Below are 22,236 nucleotides of genomic sequence, written 5' to 3'. Positions count from 1 at the left end.
AAATTTATTTAGATTGATTGGTTGATTAGTAGAAAAGGAGGATAGTTTTTAAAATTATCCTCTTTTTCAATTTAAAGAATTGTATTTTATAATAGCATTGCTATTACTTCTTGTATTTATTCGTAATTTTGAGATTTACGAAACGGTATTTTAGTTTCAATATTCATGTTAAAATAATGCAAAACATTACCATAATATATATTGCAATTGCTGCAGTTACAGCGCTTATATTAGCGCTGTTTCAATATATATATAAATCAAAATTAAAATCTAATATAAGGTATCTTCTAACAGCATTAAGAACCTTATCTATATTTGGAATATTACTCTTACTCATCAATCCAAAATTTGAATCCTTTACGTATTTTGATGAGAAACCAACATTAGTCTTAGCAGTAGATAATTCAGAATCGGTTTCGTACCTAAAGCAAGCCGACCATGCAAAGCAAACTTTTGATGCTTTACAAGATAATGCTAAACTCAAAGACCGTTTTAATATTGAAACCTATAGTTTTGGAAAATCGGTGTCGTCTTTAGATAGTTTAAAATTTAATGAACGTCAATCTAACTTAGCTTTAGCTCTAAAACAATTTGGCGAAGTATATGCTAACCAAACCGCACCAATTGTTGTGTTGAGTGACGGAAATCAAACTTACGGTTCTGATTATAGTTACGTGTCTAAACGTGTAAAACAACCTATTTATCCCGTGATTTTGGGAGATTCTACAGTCTATTCCGATTTAAGTATAAAACAACTTAATGTAAATCGTTATGTATACTTAAAAAATAAATTTCCTGTTGAAGTTATTGTCAATTACAGTGGAGTAGATGCCATAAATTCAGAACTTAAAATTTGGGCAGGCAACACTGTGGTGTTTAGAAAAGCACTTCAATTTAGTCCAACAAAAACATCCGAAATTATTTCTACAGCATTAACGGCTAATAGTGTTGGTGTAAAAACCTATAAAGTAGAAATCGTGGCTTTAGAAAATGAAAAAAACAAAGTCAATAACACTAAGAATTTTGGTGTAGAAGTTATAGATCAAAAAACAAATATTGCCTTGGTTTACGACAGAATGCATCCCGATTTAGGAGCGCTAAAAAAATCTATAGAAAGTAATGAGCAACGTAGTGTTTCAATAATTAAGCCAAGTGATTACTTAAACAAAGTTAATGATTTTCAATCAGTTATATTATATCAACCAAACAATACATTTAATTCAGTTTTAAAAGAAATACAGGAGCAAAAAGTCAATTCATTTATCATTTCTGGTGAAACCACCAATTGGAATATCTTAAATGAGAGTCAAGATTATTTCAAACAAAACATAACCAATCAAAGCGAAAATTACCAACCGAGTTTAAACAGAAACTACGGAACATTCATCGTAGAAAATCTCGATTTTAGTAGTTTTCCGCCATTAAAATCCGAGTTTGGAACACTTCAAATTTCTGTACCTTTTGAAACCTTATTATACAAATCGGTAAACGGAATTACTACAGAAGATGCAATGCTTGCAACTTTTGAAGCTAACGGAACAAAACATGCTATTTTGAGTGGTGAAGGTCTTTGGAAATGGCGAGCACAATCGTTTTTAAATACCAATAGCTTCAATAATTTTGATGAATTTATCAATAAACTTGTTCAATATTTAAGCTCAAATAAAAAACGAAAACGCATTAATATTGATTATAAATCCTTTTACAACGGAAATGATGATGTTATAATTTCGGCACAATATTTTAATAAGAATTTCGAGTTCGATAATTCGGCTTCACTAAGTATCATCTTAAAACATAAAGACGATGACAGTATTAGAGAAGTACCGCTTTTACTGAATAATGTTAATTACACGGTAGATTTAAGTGGTATTGATGCAGGTTTATATGACTTTACCATTAAGCACAATTCAGAAGCGGTATCAACTTCCGGCAGTTTTCAAATTTTAGAATACAATGTAGAGCAGCAGTTTTTAAACGCGGACATTACCAAATTGAAAGCATTAGCGTCTCAGAGCAATGGCGAAGCGTATTTTGCAAATCAATCTCAATTATTAATTGATAATCTTCTTAACGATAAGCGCTTTGCGACCATTCAAAAAAGCACTAAAAATATCGTACCTTTGATCGATTGGAAATATCTGCTAGGCATTATAGCTTTAAGCCTTTTTGCCGAGTGGTTCATTAGAAAATACAACGGACTAATATAAACTAACATAAATAACATGGAAAAATTACCTAAAGTTGGATTGCCGATTTTAATCGGAATCATCATTCTCGTCATTTTGGTGGCAAAATCAGCAGTAACCATTGGACCTGGAGAAGGAGGCGTTTTATTTGAGCCTTTAGGCGAAGGTATTAATACAGAAAGAACCTATGGCGAAGGTTTTCATATTGTGGCTCCTTGGAATGATATGATTATAAAAAAAGTAAGACAACAGTCTATCTCAGAAAATATGAATGTATTGTCTGTAAATGGATTAGACATTACAGTAAGCGGAACTATTTGGTTTGAACCAGAATATAAAAATCTTGGAAAATTAATTCAGACAAAAGGGGAGGATTATATTGAAGAATTATTAAATCCTGCCATTAATGCGGCAGCGAAAAGTGTGGTTGGTCGTTATACTCCAGAACAATTATACTCTAGTAAAAGAGATATTATTGAGCTTGAAATTTTAGAAGAAGTAAGAAACGAGCTCGAAGGTCAGTTTGTAAACGTTAAACGTGTTCTAGTTGAAAATGTAAAACTACCAACGACCATAAAAGACGCTATTGAGCGTAAATTAAAACAAGAGCAAGAATCATTAGAGTACGAATTTAGGCTAGTAACAGCAAAGAAAGAAGCCGAAAAAGTTATTATTGAAGCTCAAGGTAAGGCAGATGCTAACCGTATTTTAAGTGCGTCTTTAACAGATAAAATCCTTCAAGATAAAGGGATTGAAGCTACCGTTAAATTGTCAGAATCGCCAAATAGTAAAACCATTATTATTGGTTCTGGCGAAAGCGGAATGCCAATTATTTTAGGAAATCAATAAAGAATTAGTAGAAAAAATAATTATTTCTTAAAAATGTCTTTTTTTTGTTCATTAATTAGGATTTAAAAATATTATTTCACAATCTTTGTATCAAGAAAGATAAACATGACAACTATTCAATTTCATCATCATTTTCATACTAGCAATCAAGCGAGGTGAATTTGTATTGAATAATTTCAAAATATATATTAAAACCCGTTTGAGAATTTCAAGCGGGTTTTTATTTTTAAAAAACTCAGAGATTCTTAGACATAAAACAAAAGATTCCTGCTTTCTCAGGAAATATTATGAATAAACTAAAAATTGCAGTACAAAAATCTGGTCGTCTTAATGAAGACTCCATGAGAATTTTAAAAGAAATCGGAATTTCTGTAGACAACGGTAAAGACCAACTTAAAGCGTCAGCGCGTAATTTTCCTCTAGAAGTGTTCTACTTAAGAAATGGCGACATTCCTCAATATTTAAGAGATGGTGTGGTAGATGCAGCCATTATTGGCGAAAATGTATTAATAGAAAAAGGTAAGGATTTAACCATTGTAGAGCGTTTAGGTTTTTCTAAATGTAAAGTGTCTATTGCTGTGCCAAAATCTTCTAAAGCAACAAGTTTAAAAGATTTAGATGGTAAACGTATTGCAACATCGTATCCAAATACTGTAAATCAGTTCTTAGATAAAGCAGGCGTAAAAGCCAATTTACATATCATTAATGGTTCTGTAGAAATTGCGCCAAATATTGGCTTAGCAGACGGTATTTGTGATATCGTTTCTAGTGGAAGCACCTTATTTAAAAACGGACTCAAAGAAATTGATGTGCTTTTAAAATCTGAAGCGGTTTTAGCAACATCGCCATTAATTTCTGACGAAAATCAAGCATTAATTGATAAAATTCAATTCCGATTAAAATCTGTTTTAAAAGGAAGAGGCAGTAAATATGTGTTACTAAACGCACCAAACGAAAATCTTGAAAAAATCATTGGTTTATTGCCAGGTATGAAGAGTCCGACGGTTTTACCATTAGCTACAGAGGGCTGGAGTTCTGTGCACTCCGTAATTAATAAGAATGATTTCTGGGAAATTATAGACGAGTTAAAAGCTAATGGCGCAGAAGGCATCTTAGTTTGTCCAATTGAAAACATGGTATTATAAATTCCTGCGAAGGCAGGAATCTCAAGATAATATTGAGTGTTTTAAGAATTAGAAAAATATGAAATCACATATTAATCCAGATAAATCAACTTGGTCAGCGTTATTAATAAGGCCAACGCAAACCATTGGAGATATTGAAGCCACTGTAAAAACAGTTTTCAATGACATTAAAACGAATGGCGATAGTGCAATTGAGAAGTATACCTCAAAATTTGATGGTGTTACACTAAAAAACAACATCGTTTCTAAAGAAGAAATAATAGAAGCAGCCAACAACGTTGATGAAAATCTAAAAACGGCGATTCAATTAGCTAAATCTAATATTGAAACATTTCACAGCGCACAAAAAACCGATAGAGTTGAAGTAGAAACTGTGTCTGGTGTGGCATGTTGGCAAGAAAAACGACCAATTCAAAAAGTCGGATTGTATATTCCTGGTGGAACAGCACCTTTGTTTTCGACGGTTTTAATGCTAGCGGTTCCTGCACAAATTGCAGGTTGTAAAGACATTGTGTTATGTTCGCCACCAAATAAAGAAGGAAATATTGCTAATGAAATTTTATATGCTGCGCAATTATGTGGTGTAACTAAAATTGTAAAGGTTGGAGGTATTCAAGCCATTGCAAGCTTAACTTTTGGTACAGAAACAATTCCACAAGTCTATAAAATATTTGGTCCTGGTAATCAGTTTGTAACGGTTGCAAAACAATTAGCGACACAATTTGGAGTTGCCATAGATATGCCTGCTGGTCCAAGTGAATTGTTGGTAATGGCAGACGATTCTGCAAATGCGGCTTTTGTAGCATCAGATTTATTGAGTCAGGCAGAACATGGTGCAGATAGCCAAGTGATTTTGGTCACGACATCTAAGGAATTTTCAGAAAAAGTAAATGCAGAAGTTGAATCCCAATTAGAAGCTTTACCAAGAAAAGAATTGGCAAAGGTTTCCATTTCAAACTCAAAGTCAATTGTGGTTAATGATTTTGAAACCGCTTTAGAATTGATAGATGCTTATGGTCCTGAACATTTTATAGTTGCTACTGAAAACGATGATTTTTTTGTAGAAAATATCAGTAATGCTGGTTCTGTTTTTATTGGAAATTACACACCAGAAAGTGCAGGTGATTATGCATCTGGAACAAATCACACCTTACCAACTAATGGATTTTCTAAAGCGTATTCAGGTGTGAATTTAGATAGTTTTCAAAAAAGCATGACTTTTCAAAAAATATCTAAAGAAGGCATTCAAAATATAGGAAATGCAATAGAACTTATGGCAGAAGCAGAAGGGTTGCAAGCGCATAAGAATGCGGTAACATTAAGACTAAACGATTTAATTAACGAATAATGTCGTCACTTCGAGTGATTTCGAGGAACGAGAAATTGTATCGAGAAGCAATTAAAATGAAGCAAAATTTCAACATAAATAATCTCTTAAGGGAAAACATTAAAAATATCAAACCTTATTCTTCCGCAAGAGATGAATACAAGGACATAACAGACGGCATGCTGTTTATTGATGCCAATGAAAATCCGTTTAATACCAACGTCAATCGTTATCCAGATCCACAGCAAGTCAAATTAAAAAGTCAATTAGCTGAATTAAAAGGAATTTCAGAGAAAAATATCCTTTTAGGAAATGGAAGTGATGAAGTGTTGGACTTAATATTTAGAGCGTTTTGCGAACCAAATCGCGATAAAATTATTACGTTGCCACCAACTTATGGTATGTATTCTGTCTTGGCAAATATTAATGCGGTGGAGAATATAGAAATTCAATTAGAATCTAATTTTCAACCCAATACAAATGCGATTTTAGAAGCGGCAAACAATCTAACCAAATTATTGTTTTTGTGTTCGCCAAATAATCCTACAGCCAATAGTTTTGAAGCGAATAAAATAGAAGAATTATTACATAAGTTTAAAGGCATTGTAGTGATTGATGAAGCGTATATCGATTTTTCTAAAGAAGAAAGTTGGTTAAATCGTTTGCAGGAATTTCCAAATTTAATCGTAACACAAACCTTGTCTAAAGCTTATGGTTTAGCCGGAATTAGATTAGGAATTTGTTATGCTTCCGAAGCAATTATAGCTGTTTTAAACAAAATAAAACCACCATATAATATTAATCAACTGACGCAAGATAAAGCTTCAGAACGCTTAAATAATTTGGAAACAATTAAGCAAGAAGTCAATACAATTTTATCTGAACGTGAATTATTAGCTGAAAAACTAGAAGATAATTCACTTGTAGAAAAAGTTTACCTGTCTGATGCTAACTTTTTGCTAGTCAAGGTAGATGATGCTGATAAACGTTACGCAGAATTAGTAGAAAAAGGTATTGTGGTAAGAAATAGAACAACACAAGCGTTGTGTGAAAACTGTTTGAGGTTTACTGTTGGAACTGAGATTGAGAATGAGAAATTAATCGAAGTATTGAATCAATTATAGAATGTATATCATTCCTGCGAAGGCAGGAATCCACAATGATAAACTATAATTTATAATAGATTCCTGCCTGCGCAGGAATGACAGAGAACTGAAGTAAAGCGTGAGAAATTAAAGACCTAGCAGGTTTCTAAAACCTAGCAGGTCTAAAAGTAGAAATGATAAAAAAAAGTAAATCCTGCAAGGTTTTCAAAACCTTGTAGGTATAAAGTAGGTATAAAAAAAAGTATAATAAAAAGGAGAATTCCTGTCTTCGCAGGAATAACAGAAAAAGATGAGACCAGTATTATTCATAGACAGAGACGGAACCCTTATTAAAGAACCAGCAGACGAGCAAATAGATGCGTTTGAGAAATTAGAATTCTACCCAAAAGTATTTCAATATTTAAGTAAAATCGCTAAAGAATTGAATTTTGAAATCGTGATGATTACCAACCAAGATGGTTTAGGAACAGACGTATATCCTGAAGATACTTTTTGGCCAGTTCATAATTTCGTTTTAAAAACGTTTGAAGCGGAAGGCGTAGTTTTCAAAGAGCAGTTCATTGACAGAACATTCGCCAAAGACAATGCACCAACCCGAAAACCCAATACAGGTTTGTTAACCAAGTATTTTTCCGAGGATTATGACTTAGCGAATTCCTATGTTATTGGCGACCGTTTAACTGATGTAGAATTAGCTAAGAATTTAGGTGCTAAAAGCATTTTTATTAATGATAACACCAATTTAGGAACCGACGAAGTTACCGTTAGTAATTCTGAATTAGAAAACTACATCGCTTTAGAAACAAACGATTGGGAAGTTATTTATAAATTCCTGAAAACCACAGAACGTGTTGGTTCTATAGAACGAAACACTAATGAAACTAAAATTAAAATTGACCTGAATTTAGATGGAACCGGAAAAAGCAACATTGATACTGGTATTGCGTTTTTCGACCATATGTTAGACCAAATTTCACGTCATGGTCAATTAGATTTAAACATTAAAGTTGATGGCGATTTAGAAGTAGACGAACACCACACTATTGAAGATACAGCAATTGCTTTGGGCGAAGTATTTGCTACAACTTTAGGAAACAAATTAGGTATAGAGCGTTATGGCTTCTCTTTACCCATGGATGACTGTTTAGCGCAAGTTGGTATTGACTTTGGAGGTAGAAATTGGTTAGTTTGGGATGCGGAATTTAAACGCGAAATGATTGGAAAAATGCCAACCGAAATGTTTTATCATTTCTTTAAATCTTTTACAGATGGTGCAAAATGCAACCTTAATATAAAAGTAGAAGGCGATAATGAACATCATAAAATTGAAGCTATTTTTAAAGCCTTTGCAAAAGCGATTAAAATGGCCGTAAAACAAGATGTTGAGAAAATGATTTTGCCTAGTACGAAGGGCATGTTGTAGAAAGCCCATCTTAATCTTCCCGAAGGGAAGAAACTGTTGCGGATTTAAAAAATTTAAAAATAAGTAGTTTTTTGAGATGAAAAGCGAGAAGCAAAATCAACATAAGAGTAAAAGTTCTTCCCCTCAAGGGAAGCTAGAAGGGGCTTCGTCTTTAGTAATAGTAAATTACGGAGCAGGAAACATAAAAAGCATCCAATTCGCATTTAAGCGATTAGGTGTAGAAGCTATTTTAAGTAACAATCCAGATGAAATTATTGCTGCAGATAAAGTGATTTTTCCTGGTGTAGGTGAAGCAAGTTCTGCCATGAAAATGCTTAAAGAGAGTGGTTTAGATAAGTTAATTCCAACATTAAAACAACCGGTTTTAGGCATTTGTTTAGGAATGCAGTTAATGTGTAACCACACAGAAGAAGGCGATACCAAAGGTTTAGGGATTTTTAATACTGAAGTGAAACGGTTTTCAAACAAAGTCAAAGTGCCTCAAATGGGTTGGAATACTATTTCAAACTTAAAATCTGATTTATTTAAAGATATTAAGGACAATGAATTTATGTATTTAGTGCATAGTTATTATGCTGAAAATTGCGATGAATCCATTGCTACATCAAATTACGAATTAGAATATGCTTCCGCATTAGAAAATGACAATTTTTATGGCGTTCAGTTTCATCCAGAGAAAAGTGGACTTAAAGGTTCAAAAATTTTACAGAATTTTTTAGACCTTTAAGTCCATTCTGAACTTGTTTCAGAATCTTTTTATTATGAAAAAATATTATTGCTATATATTATCAAATAAGAATAGAACAGTATTATATGTTGGTTATACCGATGATTTGAAAAGAAGAGTTTTACAACATCAGCAAGGAAACGGAGCTTTATTTACCAAGAAATATAATATAGTTGATTTAATATTTTACGAAGAATTTGATAATTCTATTGAAGCTAGAAATAGAGAAAGACAGCTAAAGAATTGGCATAAAGATTGGAAACTAAATTTAATAAAAGATTCAAATTCAAATTTAATAACTTTAAAATTATAAAAAGACCCTGAAACAAGTTCAGGGTTGATTAACACGTTAATCAATGAGAATAATACCAGCAATAGATATCATAGAAGGAAAGTGCGTAAGACTTACAAAAGGGGATTACGACACTAAAAAAATATATAACGAAAATCCGTTAGAAGTCGCCAAATCTTTTGAAGACGCAGGTATTGAGTATCTTCATGTTGTGGATTTAGATGGTGCAAAAGCAAGTCATATTGTAAACTATAAAGTTTTAGAAAGTATTGCCACTAAAACCAATCTTAAAATAGATTTTGGTGGAGGCTTAAAATCTGACGAAGATTTAAAAATCGCGTTTAATTCTGGAGCCAATCAAATTACTGGAGGAAGCATCGCAGTGAAGCATCCTGAAGTGTTTCAAAACTGGATTTCAAAATTTGGAGCAGAACGCATTATTCTTGGAGCGGATTGTAATAATGAGAAAATCGCGATTAGCGGATGGCAAGAAGAAAGTACTTTAGAAGTCATTCCTTTTATTAAGGACTATCAAGCTAAAGGTATTCAGTATGTGATTTGTACAGATATCTCAAAGGATGGTATGTTAGAAGGGCCAAGTTTTGAGTTGTATGATAGAATATTGGAAGCATGTAGTCTGTCAGCTCGAGCGCAGTCGAGAACAGAAGACCTATCGACTGCGCTCAAGGAGACAGATAAAATAAAACTCATAGCATCTGGTGGTATTTCAAAATTTGAAGAGTTGCCTCAATTAAAAGAAATGGGCTGCGAAGGAGTTATTATAGGTAAAGCCATTTATGAGAATAGAATTAGTTTAAAAGAGTTAGAGGATTTTATAGTTAATTGCAACTAATGACAGGATATTCATTTAAAACAAATCCAAGTATTCAGGATTTAGAAGACATTGCTGATTGGATGAGAATTGAGTCAAAAACAGGAAATTTAAATTCTATCTTGAAAGCATGGAAAAAAGAGGAATTAATATTAATTAATCAAAAAGATTCTATTTTAGGTTTTTGCGCTTTTGATATTAACGGAAATTTTGGAAAGATTAACGTTCTTGAAATTAAAGAGAATCAAAGAGGGCAGAAATTAGGTAAAATTCTTGTTGAATATATATTGCAAAAAATGAAAGCAAAAAACGTTGAACGAATTGAAATTTTTGTTCCAAATTCTAATTTTAAATCTTTTTGGGAAAAGTTGGGTTTTAAAGAAATTTTTAAGGATTACGATGATTCTAGATTAGATATGTACATAAATTTTAATATATAATTAATCCCTTCCCTTTGGGAAGGTTAGGATGGGCTTATGTTAACAAAAAGAATAGTACCATGTTTAGACATCAAAAACGGAAGAACCGTTAAAGGTGTCAACTTTGTAGATTTAAGAGATGCAGGCGATCCAGTTGTATTAGCAAAGCAATATGCAGATTTAGGCGCAGATGAATTGGTGTTTTTAGATATTGCAGCCACTTTAGAAAACCGAAGAACCATGCATGATATGGTTTTAAAGGTAGCGGAACAAGTCAATATTCCGTTTACCGTTGGTGGTGGAATTTCATCTATTGAAGATGTAGATGCATTATTGCATTGTGGCGCAGATAAGGTGTCTATTAACTCATCGGCAGTAAAACGACCAGAGTTAATTAATGAGTTATCCCAAAAATTCGGTAGTCAATGCGTTGTTGTAGCCATTGATGCCAAACAAGTTGATGACGAATGGATAGTGCATTTAGCAGGAGGAACTATTCCAACAGACATTAGATTATTTGATTGGGCAAAGGAAGTTGAAAAACGAGGTGCTGGAGAGATTTTATTTACCTCTATGAATCATGATGGTACAAAAGGCGGCTTTGCAAATGAAGCGTTAGCACATTTATCGGATTTGGTTAATATTCCGATTATTGCTTCAGGAGGCGCAGGAACCATTCAACATTTTGTAGATACCTTTAAAGAAGGTAAAGCAGATGCAGCATTAGCAGCAAGTGTGTTTCATTTTGGCGAAATACCAATATTAGAATTAAAAGAAGAATTAAAAAAACAGGATATTCCTGTGAGATTGTAGTTGTTAATCCTGTTTAGACAGGAATACAAAATAAAATATTAATGAAATAGATTCCGGTCACAGTTTATCTTGAGCGATAGTCGAAAAAAGGCAGGAATGACAAAAAAATATTATGAACGTAGATTTCAATAAAAGTCCAGACGGTTTAGTCCCAGCAGTAATTCAAGATGTGGCAACCAACAAAATATTAATGCTAGGTTATATGGATGCTGATGCGTTAAAGAAAACCATTGACACTAAATTAGTGACATTTTTCAGCAGGTCTAAGCAGCGACTTTGGACAAAAGGCGAGGAGAGTGGCAATGTTTTAAATCTAGTAGATATAAAATTAGATTGTGATAGCGATGCGTTATTAGTAAAAGCAAGTCCTGCAGGTCCAACGTGCCATAAAGGAACAGATACGTGTTGGAATGAAACCAATACTGAAACGTATGGATTTATATCTGAATTAGAAGAAACAATTGCTTCTCGAATAAAAGCAGGTCATTCTGAAAAATCTTATGTGGCTTCTCTATTTGAAAAAGGAATTAATAAAATAGCTCAAAAAGTAGGAGAAGAGGCTGTTGAAGTTGTTATTGAAGCTAAAGATGATAATGACCAATTGTTTTTAGAAGAAAGTGCGGACCTATTGTTTCATTATTTAATGTTGCTGCAAGCCAAAGGGTTTAAATTGAATGATGTGGTTTCGATACTAAAACAAAGAGATAAAAAATAAGCTGGAACATCTCAAGAGTGCTGCCAGCTTTAAGGTTTAATTATTATTATCTATAAAATTAATCACTAGCAAGAATTACGTTTAAGTTTAGGGTAATTTTTACGAAATTCTTTTTCTAGTTCCATGACGTGTGACGCACCAACGAAGACAATATTTTTTTAAGCGACGGATGCTATAACTTGGTTGGCAATATTTTATGCCATTCTCATATTGCGTTTATTCCAGTAACGTTCACCTTGAGAACAACCTTTCGTTTTTTCGTTAACATAAGTAAAAGAGCTCTATTTGTGTAATCGCTCTAAGGTCCTTCTTTTATTAGAGTGTTTTCCTAATCCTCAGTAAAGAGCGAGCTTCATTCTTAAAATTTAGTGTTATTGCTCGTTTTTCACTAACATATCATTACTTTTTATTTAATAACTTTAAGAATTATACAATTTTTTAAGAATAAAATTAACATATTATTTTATTATCGACAAAATACCTATTTTGCTAACATATTAATTTGGTACACACCTTATTACAATCAAACCATGAGATTAAGCAAAACTATTTTTACCGTAATAATCGCTATTTCGTTGGCAAGTATTACTTATGCACAGGAGAAGTGCGCCACAGATATTAAAAGACAGGAATTGCTTTTGGATCCTAATTTTGTGGAATTAGAAAGACTAGCTGAAGAAAGGGCAAAGGAAGCATTAAAAAACAGAAATCTTTCTAAAATGACCAATGTTTTAACCATACCAGTTGTTATACATGTATTACATTTAGGAGAAGCAGAAGGTGTAGGTTCAAATATTTCTGATGCTCAAATATATAGCAGTATTGATAATCTTAACGATTATTATCGTGGTCAAATCCCAACGAGTTCGGTAGATTTTGAAATTGAATTTGTTTTGGCACAACGAGATCCTAATTGTAATTCAACGGATGGAATAATTAGACTAGATGCGTCGTCACTTCCTGGGTATTCTAACTTCGGTGTTAATGTTGCTAACACTAATGGCGCAGATTATTCGGATATTGTGGCGTTTAGTAGTTGGCCTAAAAATGAATATTTTAATATTTGGATAGTGACAGAATTGGATAACAATAATGGTGGTTATGGCTATCAAGGTTATGCCTATTATTATGGAGAAAATTATACGAATCATGGCTCAGTAATGATGTCATCCGTTTTTGGTTACGACCCAGGAAACACAAATGGTTGGGGATTAAATTCTAATGGAGATAACAGTACGGTTGTACATGAAGCGGGTCATTATTTAAACCTGCATCATACATTTATTGGTGACGGCATAGGAAATGATTGCCCATTAGATGCTGTTGTTGGCGTAGACAGTGACGGTTGTGCAGATACTGTACCACACAAAAGAGAGACAAGTACATGTCCTGTAATTAATAGTTGTACAGGACTACCTTGGGTAGATAATAATACCATCAATAATATAATGGGTTATTATAGCTGTTCTGACCGCCTTACAAATGATCAAAAAACAAGAGCAAGAGCTATAATGGAAGGCACTCCAATCGTTAATTCAACTGGTGCAGAACCATTAGATCCTAACTATATTGAACCTACTGCAGCCTGTAGTGTGAACTCAAGTCCCTCAGTATACTCTGGTATTTTGAGTGTGGAATTAAATGGAAATACCGAAGCATCATCTCATTCGCAAAATGATGGTGGAAACATTGATTTAGCTGCTTGTTCTAATTCTTTTATTATAGATACGTCTGTCTCTAATACGTTAAATGTAGAAATGTATACGAATAATTTTCAACAATTAGGTGTGTGGATAGATTGGAATAACGATGGAGATTTTGAAGATAATGCTGAGTTTCAACATTTTTCTCAAGACATATCTCCAGCCACTATTGTTCCAATCACATTAACATATCCAACTATCATCCCTTATGGTAATTATGTGCGGATGCGTTTAATTACAGATGTCGATGATATATATGGTCCCGGACTTATTAATAATTCACCTTGTTATTCATCTTTAGCATATGGTCAATCAGAAGATTACTCCATATATGTTGAAGCCAATTCATTTACCACCTACACCTATAATAATGGTTGGTCTCCTACGAATCCTGTTGGTGTTTCAAATATTACGGACGCTTTAATAATAGAGTCAGGTACTGCAAATATTAATGCTAATACTACATGTAGCAATGTTACAGTAAATCCTGGAGCAGCACTTACAATAGATTTAGGTGTAACACTTTCGGCTTCTCTTGTGACTTTAAATTCTACATCACAACAATTTTCAAGTTTAATCTCGGATGGCTCAATTACAGGATTAGTCAATTACAATAGACATGTAGCATTAGTTGGTTCTGAAATTGGAGGCACCAATGATCTCATTTCTGCACCAATTTCTGGAATACTTTTCCCTGACTTTGCTACTGTAAACCTATTAAACTTACCTGCATTAGGTGCAATAAGAGCGTTTGCTCCTTATAATACAGTTGACGGAGAATATCAGAATTATAATATAATCACTAATTTACTAACTACTATAGATCCAGGAATCGGTTATAGAACCGCAACAACAGATGGTGGTACGCTATCTTTTTCTGGCACACCTATAATCTCTGATGTATTAGATGTGCCTATTACAGATGCAGGTGCTGGATTTGCATGGAATCTAATAGGAAATCCATATCCTTCATATATTGACTTTGAAGATTTTTTTACAGAAAATTCAAATGAATTTGCAGTTGGCACTGCTTATAAAGCCATTTATGGTTATGATGGTAATACGCAAGATGGTTGGACGGTTTGGAATTTAGCGACAATAGCAAATACAACAATTACTGAACTAATTGCACCAGGACAAGGATTTTATGTAAAATCAAAATCTGGAGGAGGGTTAGTAGATTTTACAACCAGCATGAGACGTACAGGAAGTACTGATGATTTTATTGCCGGACGCAATACAACTACTAATGTTGCTTTTTGTAAACTAAATTTAACGAGTAACACTAAAACAACTTCTACCGAAATGTATTTTATTGAAGGGACCACACGCGGATTAGATTCTGGTTATGATGCTGCTTTATATAAAGGAAATGCGAGTCCGTTTTGTATATTCTCTAATTTAGTAGAAAATGATGAAGGTTTAGGAATGGCCATTCAGTCCTTGCCTTATAGCGCATTAAATAATACCATCATACCAATTGGTATTCATGCTATAGCCAATGAACAACTCACACTATCCATAGATGATAGTGCAAATTTACCTTCAGACATACAGGTATTTTTAAATGATACCTATGAAAACACAATAACCTTGTTAAATGATTCTGATTATATATTTACACCGTCTCAAGACCTTTCGGGTATTGGTAGATTTTATATTCAATATGAAACACAAGCATTAGACATTAAAGATAACGACATAAACAGTCTAATCATCTCTACAACAGCAACACCTAAAACAATTATAGTTGAAGGCTTATTAATGTCTAACACAAAGGCTTACCTATATGATTTACAAGGGCGTCTTGTTTTAACTGAAGCTTTAAACATATCAAATACATTTAATTATATCGATGTTTCTTCATTAAGCACTGGAGTCTATATTATTAAAGTTTCTAATACTAGTAATTCTAAATTTCAAAAATTGATATTAAAGTAATAGTACTTAAACCATATTACACTTTAATAGGCTACTATATAATATATGGTAGCCTATTTTTTTTATAAATTTTTAAGGTGCATACCTTATATATTAATAAGGAATCTTTCTAAAACAATACAATAACATAAAATGTAGGTATTCAATTTGGTGTTTAAAACGCTTAAAACTAGATTTTTGACTCTAGTTTGTGTTAAAAAAATCTAAATTTCCATTATTTTCTTGAATTTATCATAAAATAGGTCTAAAAACAAATTTTCCGTTCGGCGGTTTTATATGCTTTTTATCGCATTTATTTTAACTTAATCGATTTTTAACAGTTTTTAAACGATTTTTTTAGCATTTAATCGATTGTGTTTGAATGTTTTATAAGTTTGACTCAGAATTTAACCTAACCTAAAAACATAAATTATGGAATTCAAAAAAACTACTTTAATCGCTTTATTTTCATTTTTCCTATTCAATCTAACGAATGCCCAAATCAAGGAAGAAGTTACAGCCGTTCAAAAAACATTACCAATTGATTACACCTTTACGGATGGAATATTTAGTCCACTAGGTATAATAACGGCAATAGACAATATTATTGTTGAGTCTGGTACTCTAAATATTTCTGCAAACACTACATTTGCAACAATCACGGTAAAAGCAGGAGCTGCTTTAACTGTAGATGCTGGTGCTACACTTACTGCAAGTTTATTAAATTTAAAATCTACATCGTCTTTATATTCTAGTTTTATATGTGAAGGGAATTTTATTGGTGTTGCTAAATACCATAGACATACAGAACAATTAGGAACAAACGACTTAATATCATCACCTGTATCAGGTCAATTGTTTGAATCTTTTGCGCTTCAAAACTTAAATATTGCTACTTCTGGTTTAACAGTTGCTTTTGCACCTTTTAATACTGCTTCAGGTGCTTATACAAATTACAATATGTTGTCTAATTTATTAACTGAAATTGAATCTGGTAAAGGCTATAGATCTGCTACCACTGATAATGGAGATTTAATATTTACAGGTTCTGTAATTACAAGTGACGTTAATAATGTTACGATATCTGATGCAGCTGCTGGCTACCAATGGAATTTAATTGGAAATCCTTATCCTTCATATGTTGATTTTGAAGCATTCTTTAATTTGAATAAATCGCAATTTCAGACTGGAGCTTATCAAGCCATTTATGGTTATGATGGAGATACATCAGATGGATGGTTAATCTGGAACCAAGCTGTTGTAGATTCTCCTACTGTTATTGAAAAACTTGCTCCTGGTCAAGCCTTTTTTGTAAAATCAAAAATGGGCGGAGGAACAGTAGAATTCAAATCATCTATGCGTTGTACAGGAGATTCAGATGATTTTATTGCTGGAAGATCTGAAACAACATCACCTCACCATGGTTTTATTAAATTAAATTCTAGTTCTAACGATTCTAACTATGACACTCAAATTTACTTTAATAGCAACGCAACAAGCGGTTTTGATCCTGGATATGATTCTGGTGTTTACGGACAATCAGCACCTGCATTTTCATTATATTCTAATTTAGTAGAAGATAACACTGGTGTTGCACTTGCTATCCAAGCTTTAAACCCAGATTCAATGTACGATGCTGTAATTCCTTTAGGTGTTAATGCTAGCCAAGGTCAAGAAATTACAATTAGTATTACAGAAACTGATATGCCTGATACTGTTGAAATATATTTAGATGATACTGAAAATAGTACATCAACTTTATTAACTGATATGGATTATGTTTTCACTACAGATTCAGACATTTCAGGAACAGGTCGTTTTTACCTTAGATATTCTAGTGATGCACTAAACATTGACAATACAACATTAGATGAATTAAACATCATTTCTAATAACAGTAATGATACTATAGAAATTAAGGGGCAATTATATAATGATACCAAAGCAGAATTATATGATATCAACGGTCGTCTTATATTAGAAAGTGCTTTAAACTCTAAGAGTACTACTCAAATTTTAGATGTAAAATATTTAATTCCTGGTATATATGTAATTGCATTAAATGACAATACTAATGTTAGACATTCAGAAAAATTAATTATAAAATAAAGCCCTAATAATTATTAATTATTAAGTTAAGTTGTTGTCTATTTATCAGCTACCATAGTCTCAATACGTAGATTATGGTAGTTTTTTTATGAGGTCTTTTGATTTCATTTTTTGTTAGTTTTAGATTTTAAAATGGTCAATATTTTTGCAAATTCCTTTAAAATAGCGTTCTTGTCATTATGTTTGATAAACGTTATTATTACCTCATTAAAATTCAATATTTAGGCTATCGTTTTCATGGTTGGCAAAAACAACCAGATGTAAAAACAATACACCTTATGATAGACCGAACATTAAAATATATTCTTAAAGATGTTAGGTTTAAAACTTTAGGTGCAGGCAGAACAGATGCAATGGTTTCTGCTAATGAAGCCGCTTTAGAATTATTTATATATAACGAACCTATAAAAGAATTTGATGAGTTTTTAGCGCTCTTTAATCATAACTTACCACAAGATATTAGAGCATTATCTATTAAAGAGGTCGATAATAAATTTAATATTATTAAAGATTCTAAGCTAAAAGAGTATCATTATGTGTTTTCTGAAGGTCAAAAAAATCATCCATTTTGCGCACCTATTTTAACGACAATATTAGAACCTTTAGATGTAGCGTTAATGAAACAAGGCGCTAAGTTATTTGAAGGTACTCATAATTTTAAAACCTATTGCTATAGAGCAACGGATAAAGGAGAATATGTGAGACACATTGAACGTTCGGAAATTGTAAACAACACTATATATACCGCAAATTTTTTCCCGAAAGAATCGTATGTCTTTAAGGTCGTTGGTAAAGGATTTATGAGAAACCAAATTAGATTAATGTTTGGTTGTCTTATTAAATTAGGTAGAGGCGAGGTGTCTTTAGACTACATAGAAAGCACACTACAATTAGATAGTAAAGAAGTAATGGATTATATAGCACCAGCATCTGGCTTAATTTTACATTCTGTAAATTTTCAATAATAAACACTAAAAAAGGTACCAGACAATATCTGATACCTTTAAAAAATTGGTTGGTTATTAAATTTTAGTTAATCCAATATTTCTTAATGGCCTGTTTTGCAAACCAAATTAAACCTAAGCAAACTACAATTACCATAATTGGCATTATTGTAGCAGCTCCAGTAATATCAACATTTACGAATAAATATACATGTTGAATTATTGCACCTATTGCAGATATAATAAAAAGAACATAAGCCCATTTTTTCTTAATTAATAAAGATATACATCCTAAAAAGCCACAAAATACAGCTAATGCAAATGCTGCTGTATACCATGCCGGATATTCTACAAGAAATTCTGCTTGTTCCGCTTTTGGTAATTGCGCAATCATATCGTCAGTTACAAAACCTCTTCCTAGATAAGCCATCACACCAGCACCATTCCAAAACAATGCCAATACACTTACTATCCAATACCAAAAAGGAGGTTTGTTTATACTATTTACCATAATAAAATTATCAATTAATTAATAATTGGCACGATAAAATGCCATTTCAATCAACAATTTATGAAAAAAAATATAAATCAATAATCTATGTGACACAAATCACAAAAAAAATTGGGCAAATAATTTTAACCTACAACGTGAAGTTTTGGCTCTTTGTTCACAAATTTTCCGTCAACAGATTCACCTAAAATAAGTACTTCTTTTGAGCGTTCGTACATTTTTATTGCACGATGCATCTGTAATTTAGTACCACTGTATAATTTTACACCTGTTCTTGAGCCTTTATTTCTAATTTCAATATAGTAACCGTCTTTTAGTTTTGTTGGTCTTGTTGCTGGTCTACCCATAAGTATTATATATGTTTTTAAAAGTAGTGCATAATAGGAAAAAATCTCACACCACACAAGTTTATTCTAAAACAATTATTTAACAGTTATCCACTATTTATAAATCTCATTAATTTTCAATGAATTAATGTTTTTTGTAATGAGTTAAGACTTATTTCATAAGAGCAAATCATATCAATTAATGATTAAGATATTTGTATCATACTTCAAGAGTTAAGCGTAAAACAGCTATTACAAACCGTTGTTTTCTTTAGAGGCGTTTAACTTTTATAACGCATTAATACATTTTAAACATATTATGAAAGAACAATTTAATACAGCATTAGGAAATTTATACGAAAAATTAATTGGTTGGTTTAACACCATAATAGAAAGTATCCCAAATTTAGTTTTGGCTATTTTGGTTATGGTGGCTGCGTATTTCACTGCCAAATACGTGAGTAAACTTGTTGCCAAATTAATAGATAAAAGAATCGAACAAAAATCTATAAAAGACGCCATATCTAGAGTGAGTGCAGTAATCGTAGTTGCATTAGGATTATTTATGGCCTTAGGCGTTTTAAATTTAGGTAAAGCATTAACCTCTTTATTAGCAGGTGCAGGTGTTGTAGGTTTAGCTATTGGTTTAGCGTTACAAGGCACATTGGCCAATACCTTTGCTGGTCTTATCTTGTCTTTTAGAAAAAAAATTCAAATTGGTCATTGGGTAGAAACCACTGGTTTTTCTGGAGAGGTAATGGATATTAATCTTAAAGATTTTACTTTAAAAGAAGCCGATAATAATGTGGTAATTATTCCAAATAAAACCATTCTAGAAAACCCTTTAAAAAACTATTCTTTAACAACTAAAATGAGAGTTTTTATAGAATGTGGTGTGGGTTATGAATCCGATTTAGAGCAAGTAGAACAATTAACAAAAGAGGTTATTGCTACTAATTTTGAACAAGTAAAATCATCTGATGATGTAGAATTTTATTACACAGAATTTGGTGATAGTTCTATTAACTACCTATGTCGTTTTTGGATTGACGCAGAAAGTATGCTCGAAAAATTAAGAGCAAAAACCAAAGCCATTATTGAAATAAAGAAAGCCTATGACAAAGCAAACATCAATATTCCATTTCCTATTAGAACTTTGCAATTTGAAAACAACCTCGATATAAAAGCCACTAATTTAAAGGAAGCCTTTACACATAATTAATATAAAAGACATGGTGAGTTCAACATTAATGACACCTTGTTTAAAGCAGAAAAGACATATGATAATCACATGTCTATAATAATAATCACTAAACGCAAACACCAATGAAAAAATTAAGTTATATAGTTGTAGTTCTATTCAGTATAAGCCTTATCGCTACCAGTTGTAGAGAACAAAAAACTACAGGAGAAAAGATTGAAGACGCTGTTGAAAACACAGGAGATGCCATAGAAGATACTGCAGACGACATTTCTGATGATCTAGAAGACAGTGTAGATGATATGAAATAAAAAACGTAGCAATTACTAAATTAAAAAGCCATCATTACGATGGCTTTTTATATTTTTATAGAAATTAGTAACATCACCATGAATAATACGATACCAAAAGACGTTTTAACCTTTTTTAAAAAACTTGAAACAAACAATAATAGAGAATGGTTCAATGAAAATAAACCAGAGTTTAAGGCTCTTGAGGCTCAAATGAAAACCATTTACAATCAGTTAGGTGCGGTTATGAATACGCACGATCAGATAGAAAATATAAAAATCTTCAGAATATATAGAGATGTTCGTTTTTCAAAAAATAAATCGCCTTACAAAACACATTTTGGTGGCGCTTTTTCTCGAAAAAAACCTGAATTGCGTGGTGGCTATTATCTCCATATTCAACCTAATAACGAGTCTTTTATAGCCACTGGATTTTGGCAACCAAGTAAAGAAGATTTATTGCGAATTAGAAAGGAGTTTGAAATGGATGATAGTGAAATAAGAGCCATTTTAAACGAAGAAACTTTTAAAACAACATGGGGAAATTTTGTAGGCGACGAATTAAAAACAGCACCCAAAGGATTTAATAAAGAACACGCTGCCATAGATTTAATTCGTAAAAAGCAATTCATTTTTACAAAAAAATACACAGACAAAGCTGTACTTGCCAATGATTTTTTAGAAGACGTTAATCTAGCCTTTAAACATGTAAGACCCTTTTTTGATTATATGAGCGACGTCCTTACAACAAATCTTAATGGCGAGTCTTTATTATAAACGATTACAGTTCTTGTAAGCTTTCTTTTTCGTTAAATAACTGAATGCTTTCTATTAAACGTTCTTTTATAATATTAGTCATTCGTTTATTTAGCGCAGATGAATTTTTTGTATATATTTCGTATTCTGCCACTGTAAACTGACCTATGACCATGCCTTTTAAAGAGTTTCTAAATTTAATATCTTTTTGTATCGCGTTAGAAATGTACTTTAATTGCTGTTCTAAGGTTAAATCAAAAAATACATTTTTGTGTTTTCTTATATAATTTTTAAAAACGGCAACCAATAAATCATGTTGTAATTTAATAATAGGTCGCAATGTTGTATTCTGAAAAGATTCTTCAGCACTCGTACTTTCATAAACTTTTGCGGATAATATTTGTGGTCTTATTGAGAGTAGGTTATTCAATCTAGAAGCCATATTGAAGTAATTTTAAGGATTAATTCTCATCTAAATTAAGTAAATAGTATACCGTAATAACCACAACAATACTTTCTTGTTAACGCTGTTATTAACAATGTACATTTAGATATATACAATAGTTATGGTCATCGCCTAATTAATACGCAATGAAGCTTTACCTTTATACTATTAATACAATAAAAATAAAATAACAC

Annotated in this window: 21 protein-coding genes; 18 read left to right on the top strand and 3 right to left on the bottom strand. The window is 32.1% G+C overall.

From position 1 onward, the window contains the following. Positions 1-176: 176 nt before the first annotated feature. The 15 genes from HNV08_RS08580 to truA all read left to right on the top strand — a co-directional run bounded on the left by HNV08_RS08580 (position 177) and on the right by truA (position 18,534). A complete protein-coding gene (locus HNV08_RS08580) occupies positions 177-2,210 on the top strand; it encodes a VWA domain-containing protein (protein WP_173280804.1) in 2,034 nt (677 codons plus the stop codon). Positions 2,211-2,225: 15 nt separating this feature from the next. Continuing rightward, positions 2,226-3,038: a prohibitin family protein gene (locus HNV08_RS08575; protein ID WP_173280802.1), complete on the top strand. Its 813-nt coding sequence runs from the start codon at positions 2,226-2,228 to the stop codon at positions 3,036-3,038. Between the two features lie 287 nt (positions 3,039-3,325). Then, the gene (gene hisG, locus HNV08_RS08570) at positions 3,326-4,183 is read left to right on the top strand and encodes an ATP phosphoribosyltransferase (protein WP_173280801.1); all 858 of its coding nucleotides are present in this window, start codon (positions 3,326-3,328) and stop codon (positions 4,181-4,183) included. 58 nt (positions 4,184-4,241) lie between these two features. Beyond that, positions 4,242-5,531: a histidinol dehydrogenase gene (hisD, locus tag HNV08_RS08565; protein ID WP_173280799.1), complete on the top strand. Its 1,290-nt coding sequence runs from the start codon at positions 4,242-4,244 to the stop codon at positions 5,529-5,531. Between the two features lie 56 nt (positions 5,532-5,587). After that, positions 5,588-6,634 carry a histidinol-phosphate transaminase gene (hisC, locus tag HNV08_RS08560; protein WP_173280797.1) on the top strand — a complete coding sequence of 349 codons (1,047 nt, stop codon included), beginning with the start codon at positions 5,588-5,590 and terminating at the stop codon, positions 6,632-6,634. A 271-nt stretch (positions 6,635-6,905) separates the two neighbouring features. Continuing rightward, positions 6,906-8,039, top strand: a complete 1,134-nt coding sequence (gene hisB / locus HNV08_RS08555; RefSeq protein ID WP_173280796.1) for a bifunctional histidinol-phosphatase/imidazoleglycerol-phosphate dehydratase HisB — start codon at positions 6,906-6,908, stop codon at positions 8,037-8,039. Positions 8,040-8,115: 76 nt separating this feature from the next. Next, positions 8,116-8,766 (top strand): imidazole glycerol phosphate synthase subunit HisH, encoded by a 651-nt coding sequence (hisH, locus tag HNV08_RS08550; RefSeq protein WP_173280794.1) that lies wholly within the window; start codon positions 8,116-8,118, stop codon positions 8,764-8,766. A gap of 34 nt (positions 8,767-8,800) precedes the next feature. Next, on the top strand, positions 8,801-9,079 hold the full coding sequence (locus tag HNV08_RS08545) for a GIY-YIG nuclease family protein (RefSeq protein WP_173280792.1): 279 nt from the start codon (positions 8,801-8,803) through the stop codon (positions 9,077-9,079). A 43-nt stretch (positions 9,080-9,122) separates the two neighbouring features. Next, a complete protein-coding gene (gene hisA, locus HNV08_RS08540) occupies positions 9,123-9,911 on the top strand; it encodes a 1-(5-phosphoribosyl)-5-[(5-phosphoribosylamino)methylideneamino]imidazole-4-carboxamide isomerase (RefSeq protein ID WP_173280791.1) in 789 nt (262 codons plus the stop codon). After that, positions 9,911-10,330 (top strand): GNAT family N-acetyltransferase, encoded by a 420-nt coding sequence (locus HNV08_RS08535; protein ID WP_173280789.1) that lies wholly within the window; start codon positions 9,911-9,913, stop codon positions 10,328-10,330. The genes hisA and HNV08_RS08535 overlap by 1 nt, the downstream gene beginning before the upstream one ends. A 36-nt stretch (positions 10,331-10,366) precedes the next feature. Then, positions 10,367-11,122, top strand: coding sequence for an imidazole glycerol phosphate synthase subunit HisF (hisF, locus tag HNV08_RS08530; RefSeq protein ID WP_173280787.1), 756 nt, complete (start codon positions 10,367-10,369; stop codon positions 11,120-11,122). A gap of 112 nt (positions 11,123-11,234) precedes the next feature. Then, complete coding sequence (gene hisIE, locus HNV08_RS08525) at positions 11,235-11,837, top strand: bifunctional phosphoribosyl-AMP cyclohydrolase/phosphoribosyl-ATP diphosphatase HisIE (RefSeq protein WP_173280785.1); 603 nt, start codon at positions 11,235-11,237, stop codon at positions 11,835-11,837. A gap of 530 nt (positions 11,838-12,367) precedes the next feature. Continuing rightward, positions 12,368-15,481, top strand: a complete 3,114-nt coding sequence (locus HNV08_RS08520; RefSeq protein WP_173280782.1) for a GEVED domain-containing protein — start codon at positions 12,368-12,370, stop codon at positions 15,479-15,481. 411 nt (positions 15,482-15,892) lie between these two features. Beyond that, a complete protein-coding gene (locus HNV08_RS08515) occupies positions 15,893-17,569 on the top strand; it encodes a T9SS type A sorting domain-containing protein (protein ID WP_173280780.1) in 1,677 nt (558 codons plus the stop codon). Between the two features lie 179 nt (positions 17,570-17,748). Continuing rightward, positions 17,749-18,534 carry a tRNA pseudouridine(38-40) synthase TruA gene (truA, locus tag HNV08_RS08510; protein WP_173280778.1) on the top strand — a complete coding sequence of 262 codons (786 nt, stop codon included), beginning with the start codon at positions 17,749-17,751 and terminating at the stop codon, positions 18,532-18,534. A gap of 64 nt (positions 18,535-18,598) precedes the next feature. Here truA and HNV08_RS08505 read toward each other — a convergent pair whose 3' ends face one another. Both HNV08_RS08505 and HNV08_RS08500 read right to left on the bottom strand, forming a co-directional pair. Beyond that, entirely contained in the window at positions 18,599-19,024 is a 426-nt protein-coding gene (locus HNV08_RS08505) for a hypothetical protein (protein ID WP_173280776.1), read from the bottom strand. Between the two features lie 125 nt (positions 19,025-19,149). Then, positions 19,150-19,371, bottom strand: a complete 222-nt coding sequence (locus HNV08_RS08500) for a hypothetical protein (RefSeq protein WP_173280775.1) — start codon at positions 19,369-19,371, stop codon at positions 19,150-19,152. A gap of 298 nt (positions 19,372-19,669) precedes the next feature. On the opposite strand from HNV08_RS08500, the gene HNV08_RS08495 reads away from it, so the two are divergent. The 3 genes from HNV08_RS08495 (at position 19,670) to HNV08_RS08485 (ending at position 21,618) form a co-directional block, all read left to right on the top strand. Next, positions 19,670-20,572: a mechanosensitive ion channel family protein gene (locus HNV08_RS08495; protein ID WP_173280773.1), complete on the top strand. Its 903-nt coding sequence runs from the start codon at positions 19,670-19,672 to the stop codon at positions 20,570-20,572. A 104-nt stretch (positions 20,573-20,676) separates the two neighbouring features. Next, the gene (locus HNV08_RS08490; protein WP_173280771.1) at positions 20,677-20,862 is read left to right on the top strand and encodes a hypothetical protein; all 186 of its coding nucleotides are present in this window, start codon (positions 20,677-20,679) and stop codon (positions 20,860-20,862) included. Positions 20,863-20,940: 78 nt separating this feature from the next. Further along, a complete protein-coding gene (locus HNV08_RS08485) occupies positions 20,941-21,618 on the top strand; it encodes a DUF2461 domain-containing protein (RefSeq protein WP_173281078.1) in 678 nt (225 codons plus the stop codon). A 4-nt stretch (positions 21,619-21,622) separates the two neighbouring features. Here HNV08_RS08485 and HNV08_RS08480 read toward each other — a convergent pair whose 3' ends face one another. Next, complete coding sequence (locus HNV08_RS08480; protein WP_173280770.1) at positions 21,623-22,039, bottom strand: glyoxalase; 417 nt, start codon at positions 22,037-22,039, stop codon at positions 21,623-21,625. Positions 22,040-22,236 lie beyond the last annotated feature (197 nt).

It is taken from the genome of Winogradskyella eckloniae, from assembly GCF_013249045.1.
GTDB classification, from domain to species: domain Bacteria; phylum Bacteroidota; class Bacteroidia; order Flavobacteriales; family Flavobacteriaceae; genus Winogradskyella; species Winogradskyella eckloniae.
Note: the sequence above shows the minus strand (reverse complement) of the source record. Positions and strands in the feature narration are given on the sequence as shown.

Coding starts and splice junctions, on each gene's coding strand:
- hisD (WP_173280799.1), top strand. CDS start 4,242: ATGAAATCACATATTAATCCAGATAAATCAACTTGGTCAGCGTTATTA.
- hisC (WP_173280797.1), top strand. CDS start 5,588: ATGAAGCAAAATTTCAACATAAATAATCTCTTAAGGGAAAACATTAAA.
- HNV08_RS08485 (WP_173281078.1), top strand. CDS start 20,941: ATGAATAATACGATACCAAAAGACGTTTTAACCTTTTTTAAAAAACTT.
- hisH (WP_173280794.1), top strand. CDS start 8,116: ATGAAAAGCGAGAAGCAAAATCAACATAAGAGTAAAAGTTCTTCCCCT.
- hisG (WP_173280801.1), top strand. CDS start 3,326: ATGAATAAACTAAAAATTGCAGTACAAAAATCTGGTCGTCTTAATGAA.
- hisA (WP_173280791.1), top strand. CDS start 9,123: ATGAGAATAATACCAGCAATAGATATCATAGAAGGAAAGTGCGTAAGA.
- hisB (WP_173280796.1), top strand. CDS start 6,906: ATGAGACCAGTATTATTCATAGACAGAGACGGAACCCTTATTAAAGAA.
- HNV08_RS08520 (WP_173280782.1), top strand. CDS start 12,368: ATGAGATTAAGCAAAACTATTTTTACCGTAATAATCGCTATTTCGTTG.
- HNV08_RS08505 (WP_173280776.1), bottom strand. CDS start 19,024: ATGGTAAATAGTATAAACAAACCTCCTTTTTGGTATTGGATAGTAAGT.
- HNV08_RS08580 (WP_173280804.1), top strand. CDS start 177: ATGCAAAACATTACCATAATATATATTGCAATTGCTGCAGTTACAGCG.
- HNV08_RS08545 (WP_173280792.1), top strand. CDS start 8,801: ATGAAAAAATATTATTGCTATATATTATCAAATAAGAATAGAACAGTA.
- hisIE (WP_173280785.1), top strand. CDS start 11,235: ATGAACGTAGATTTCAATAAAAGTCCAGACGGTTTAGTCCCAGCAGTA.
- HNV08_RS08575 (WP_173280802.1), top strand. CDS start 2,226: ATGGAAAAATTACCTAAAGTTGGATTGCCGATTTTAATCGGAATCATC.
- HNV08_RS08500 (WP_173280775.1), bottom strand. CDS start 19,371: ATGGGTAGACCAGCAACAAGACCAACAAAACTAAAAGACGGTTACTAT.
- HNV08_RS08535 (WP_173280789.1), top strand. CDS start 9,911: ATGACAGGATATTCATTTAAAACAAATCCAAGTATTCAGGATTTAGAA.
- HNV08_RS08515 (WP_173280780.1), top strand. CDS start 15,893: ATGGAATTCAAAAAAACTACTTTAATCGCTTTATTTTCATTTTTCCTA.
- HNV08_RS08490 (WP_173280771.1), top strand. CDS start 20,677: ATGAAAAAATTAAGTTATATAGTTGTAGTTCTATTCAGTATAAGCCTT.
- HNV08_RS08495 (WP_173280773.1), top strand. CDS start 19,670: ATGAAAGAACAATTTAATACAGCATTAGGAAATTTATACGAAAAATTA.
- hisF (WP_173280787.1), top strand. CDS start 10,367: ATGTTAACAAAAAGAATAGTACCATGTTTAGACATCAAAAACGGAAGA.
- truA (WP_173280778.1), top strand. CDS start 17,749: ATGTTTGATAAACGTTATTATTACCTCATTAAAATTCAATATTTAGGC.
- HNV08_RS08480 (WP_173280770.1), bottom strand. CDS start 22,039: ATGGCTTCTAGATTGAATAACCTACTCTCAATAAGACCACAAATATTA.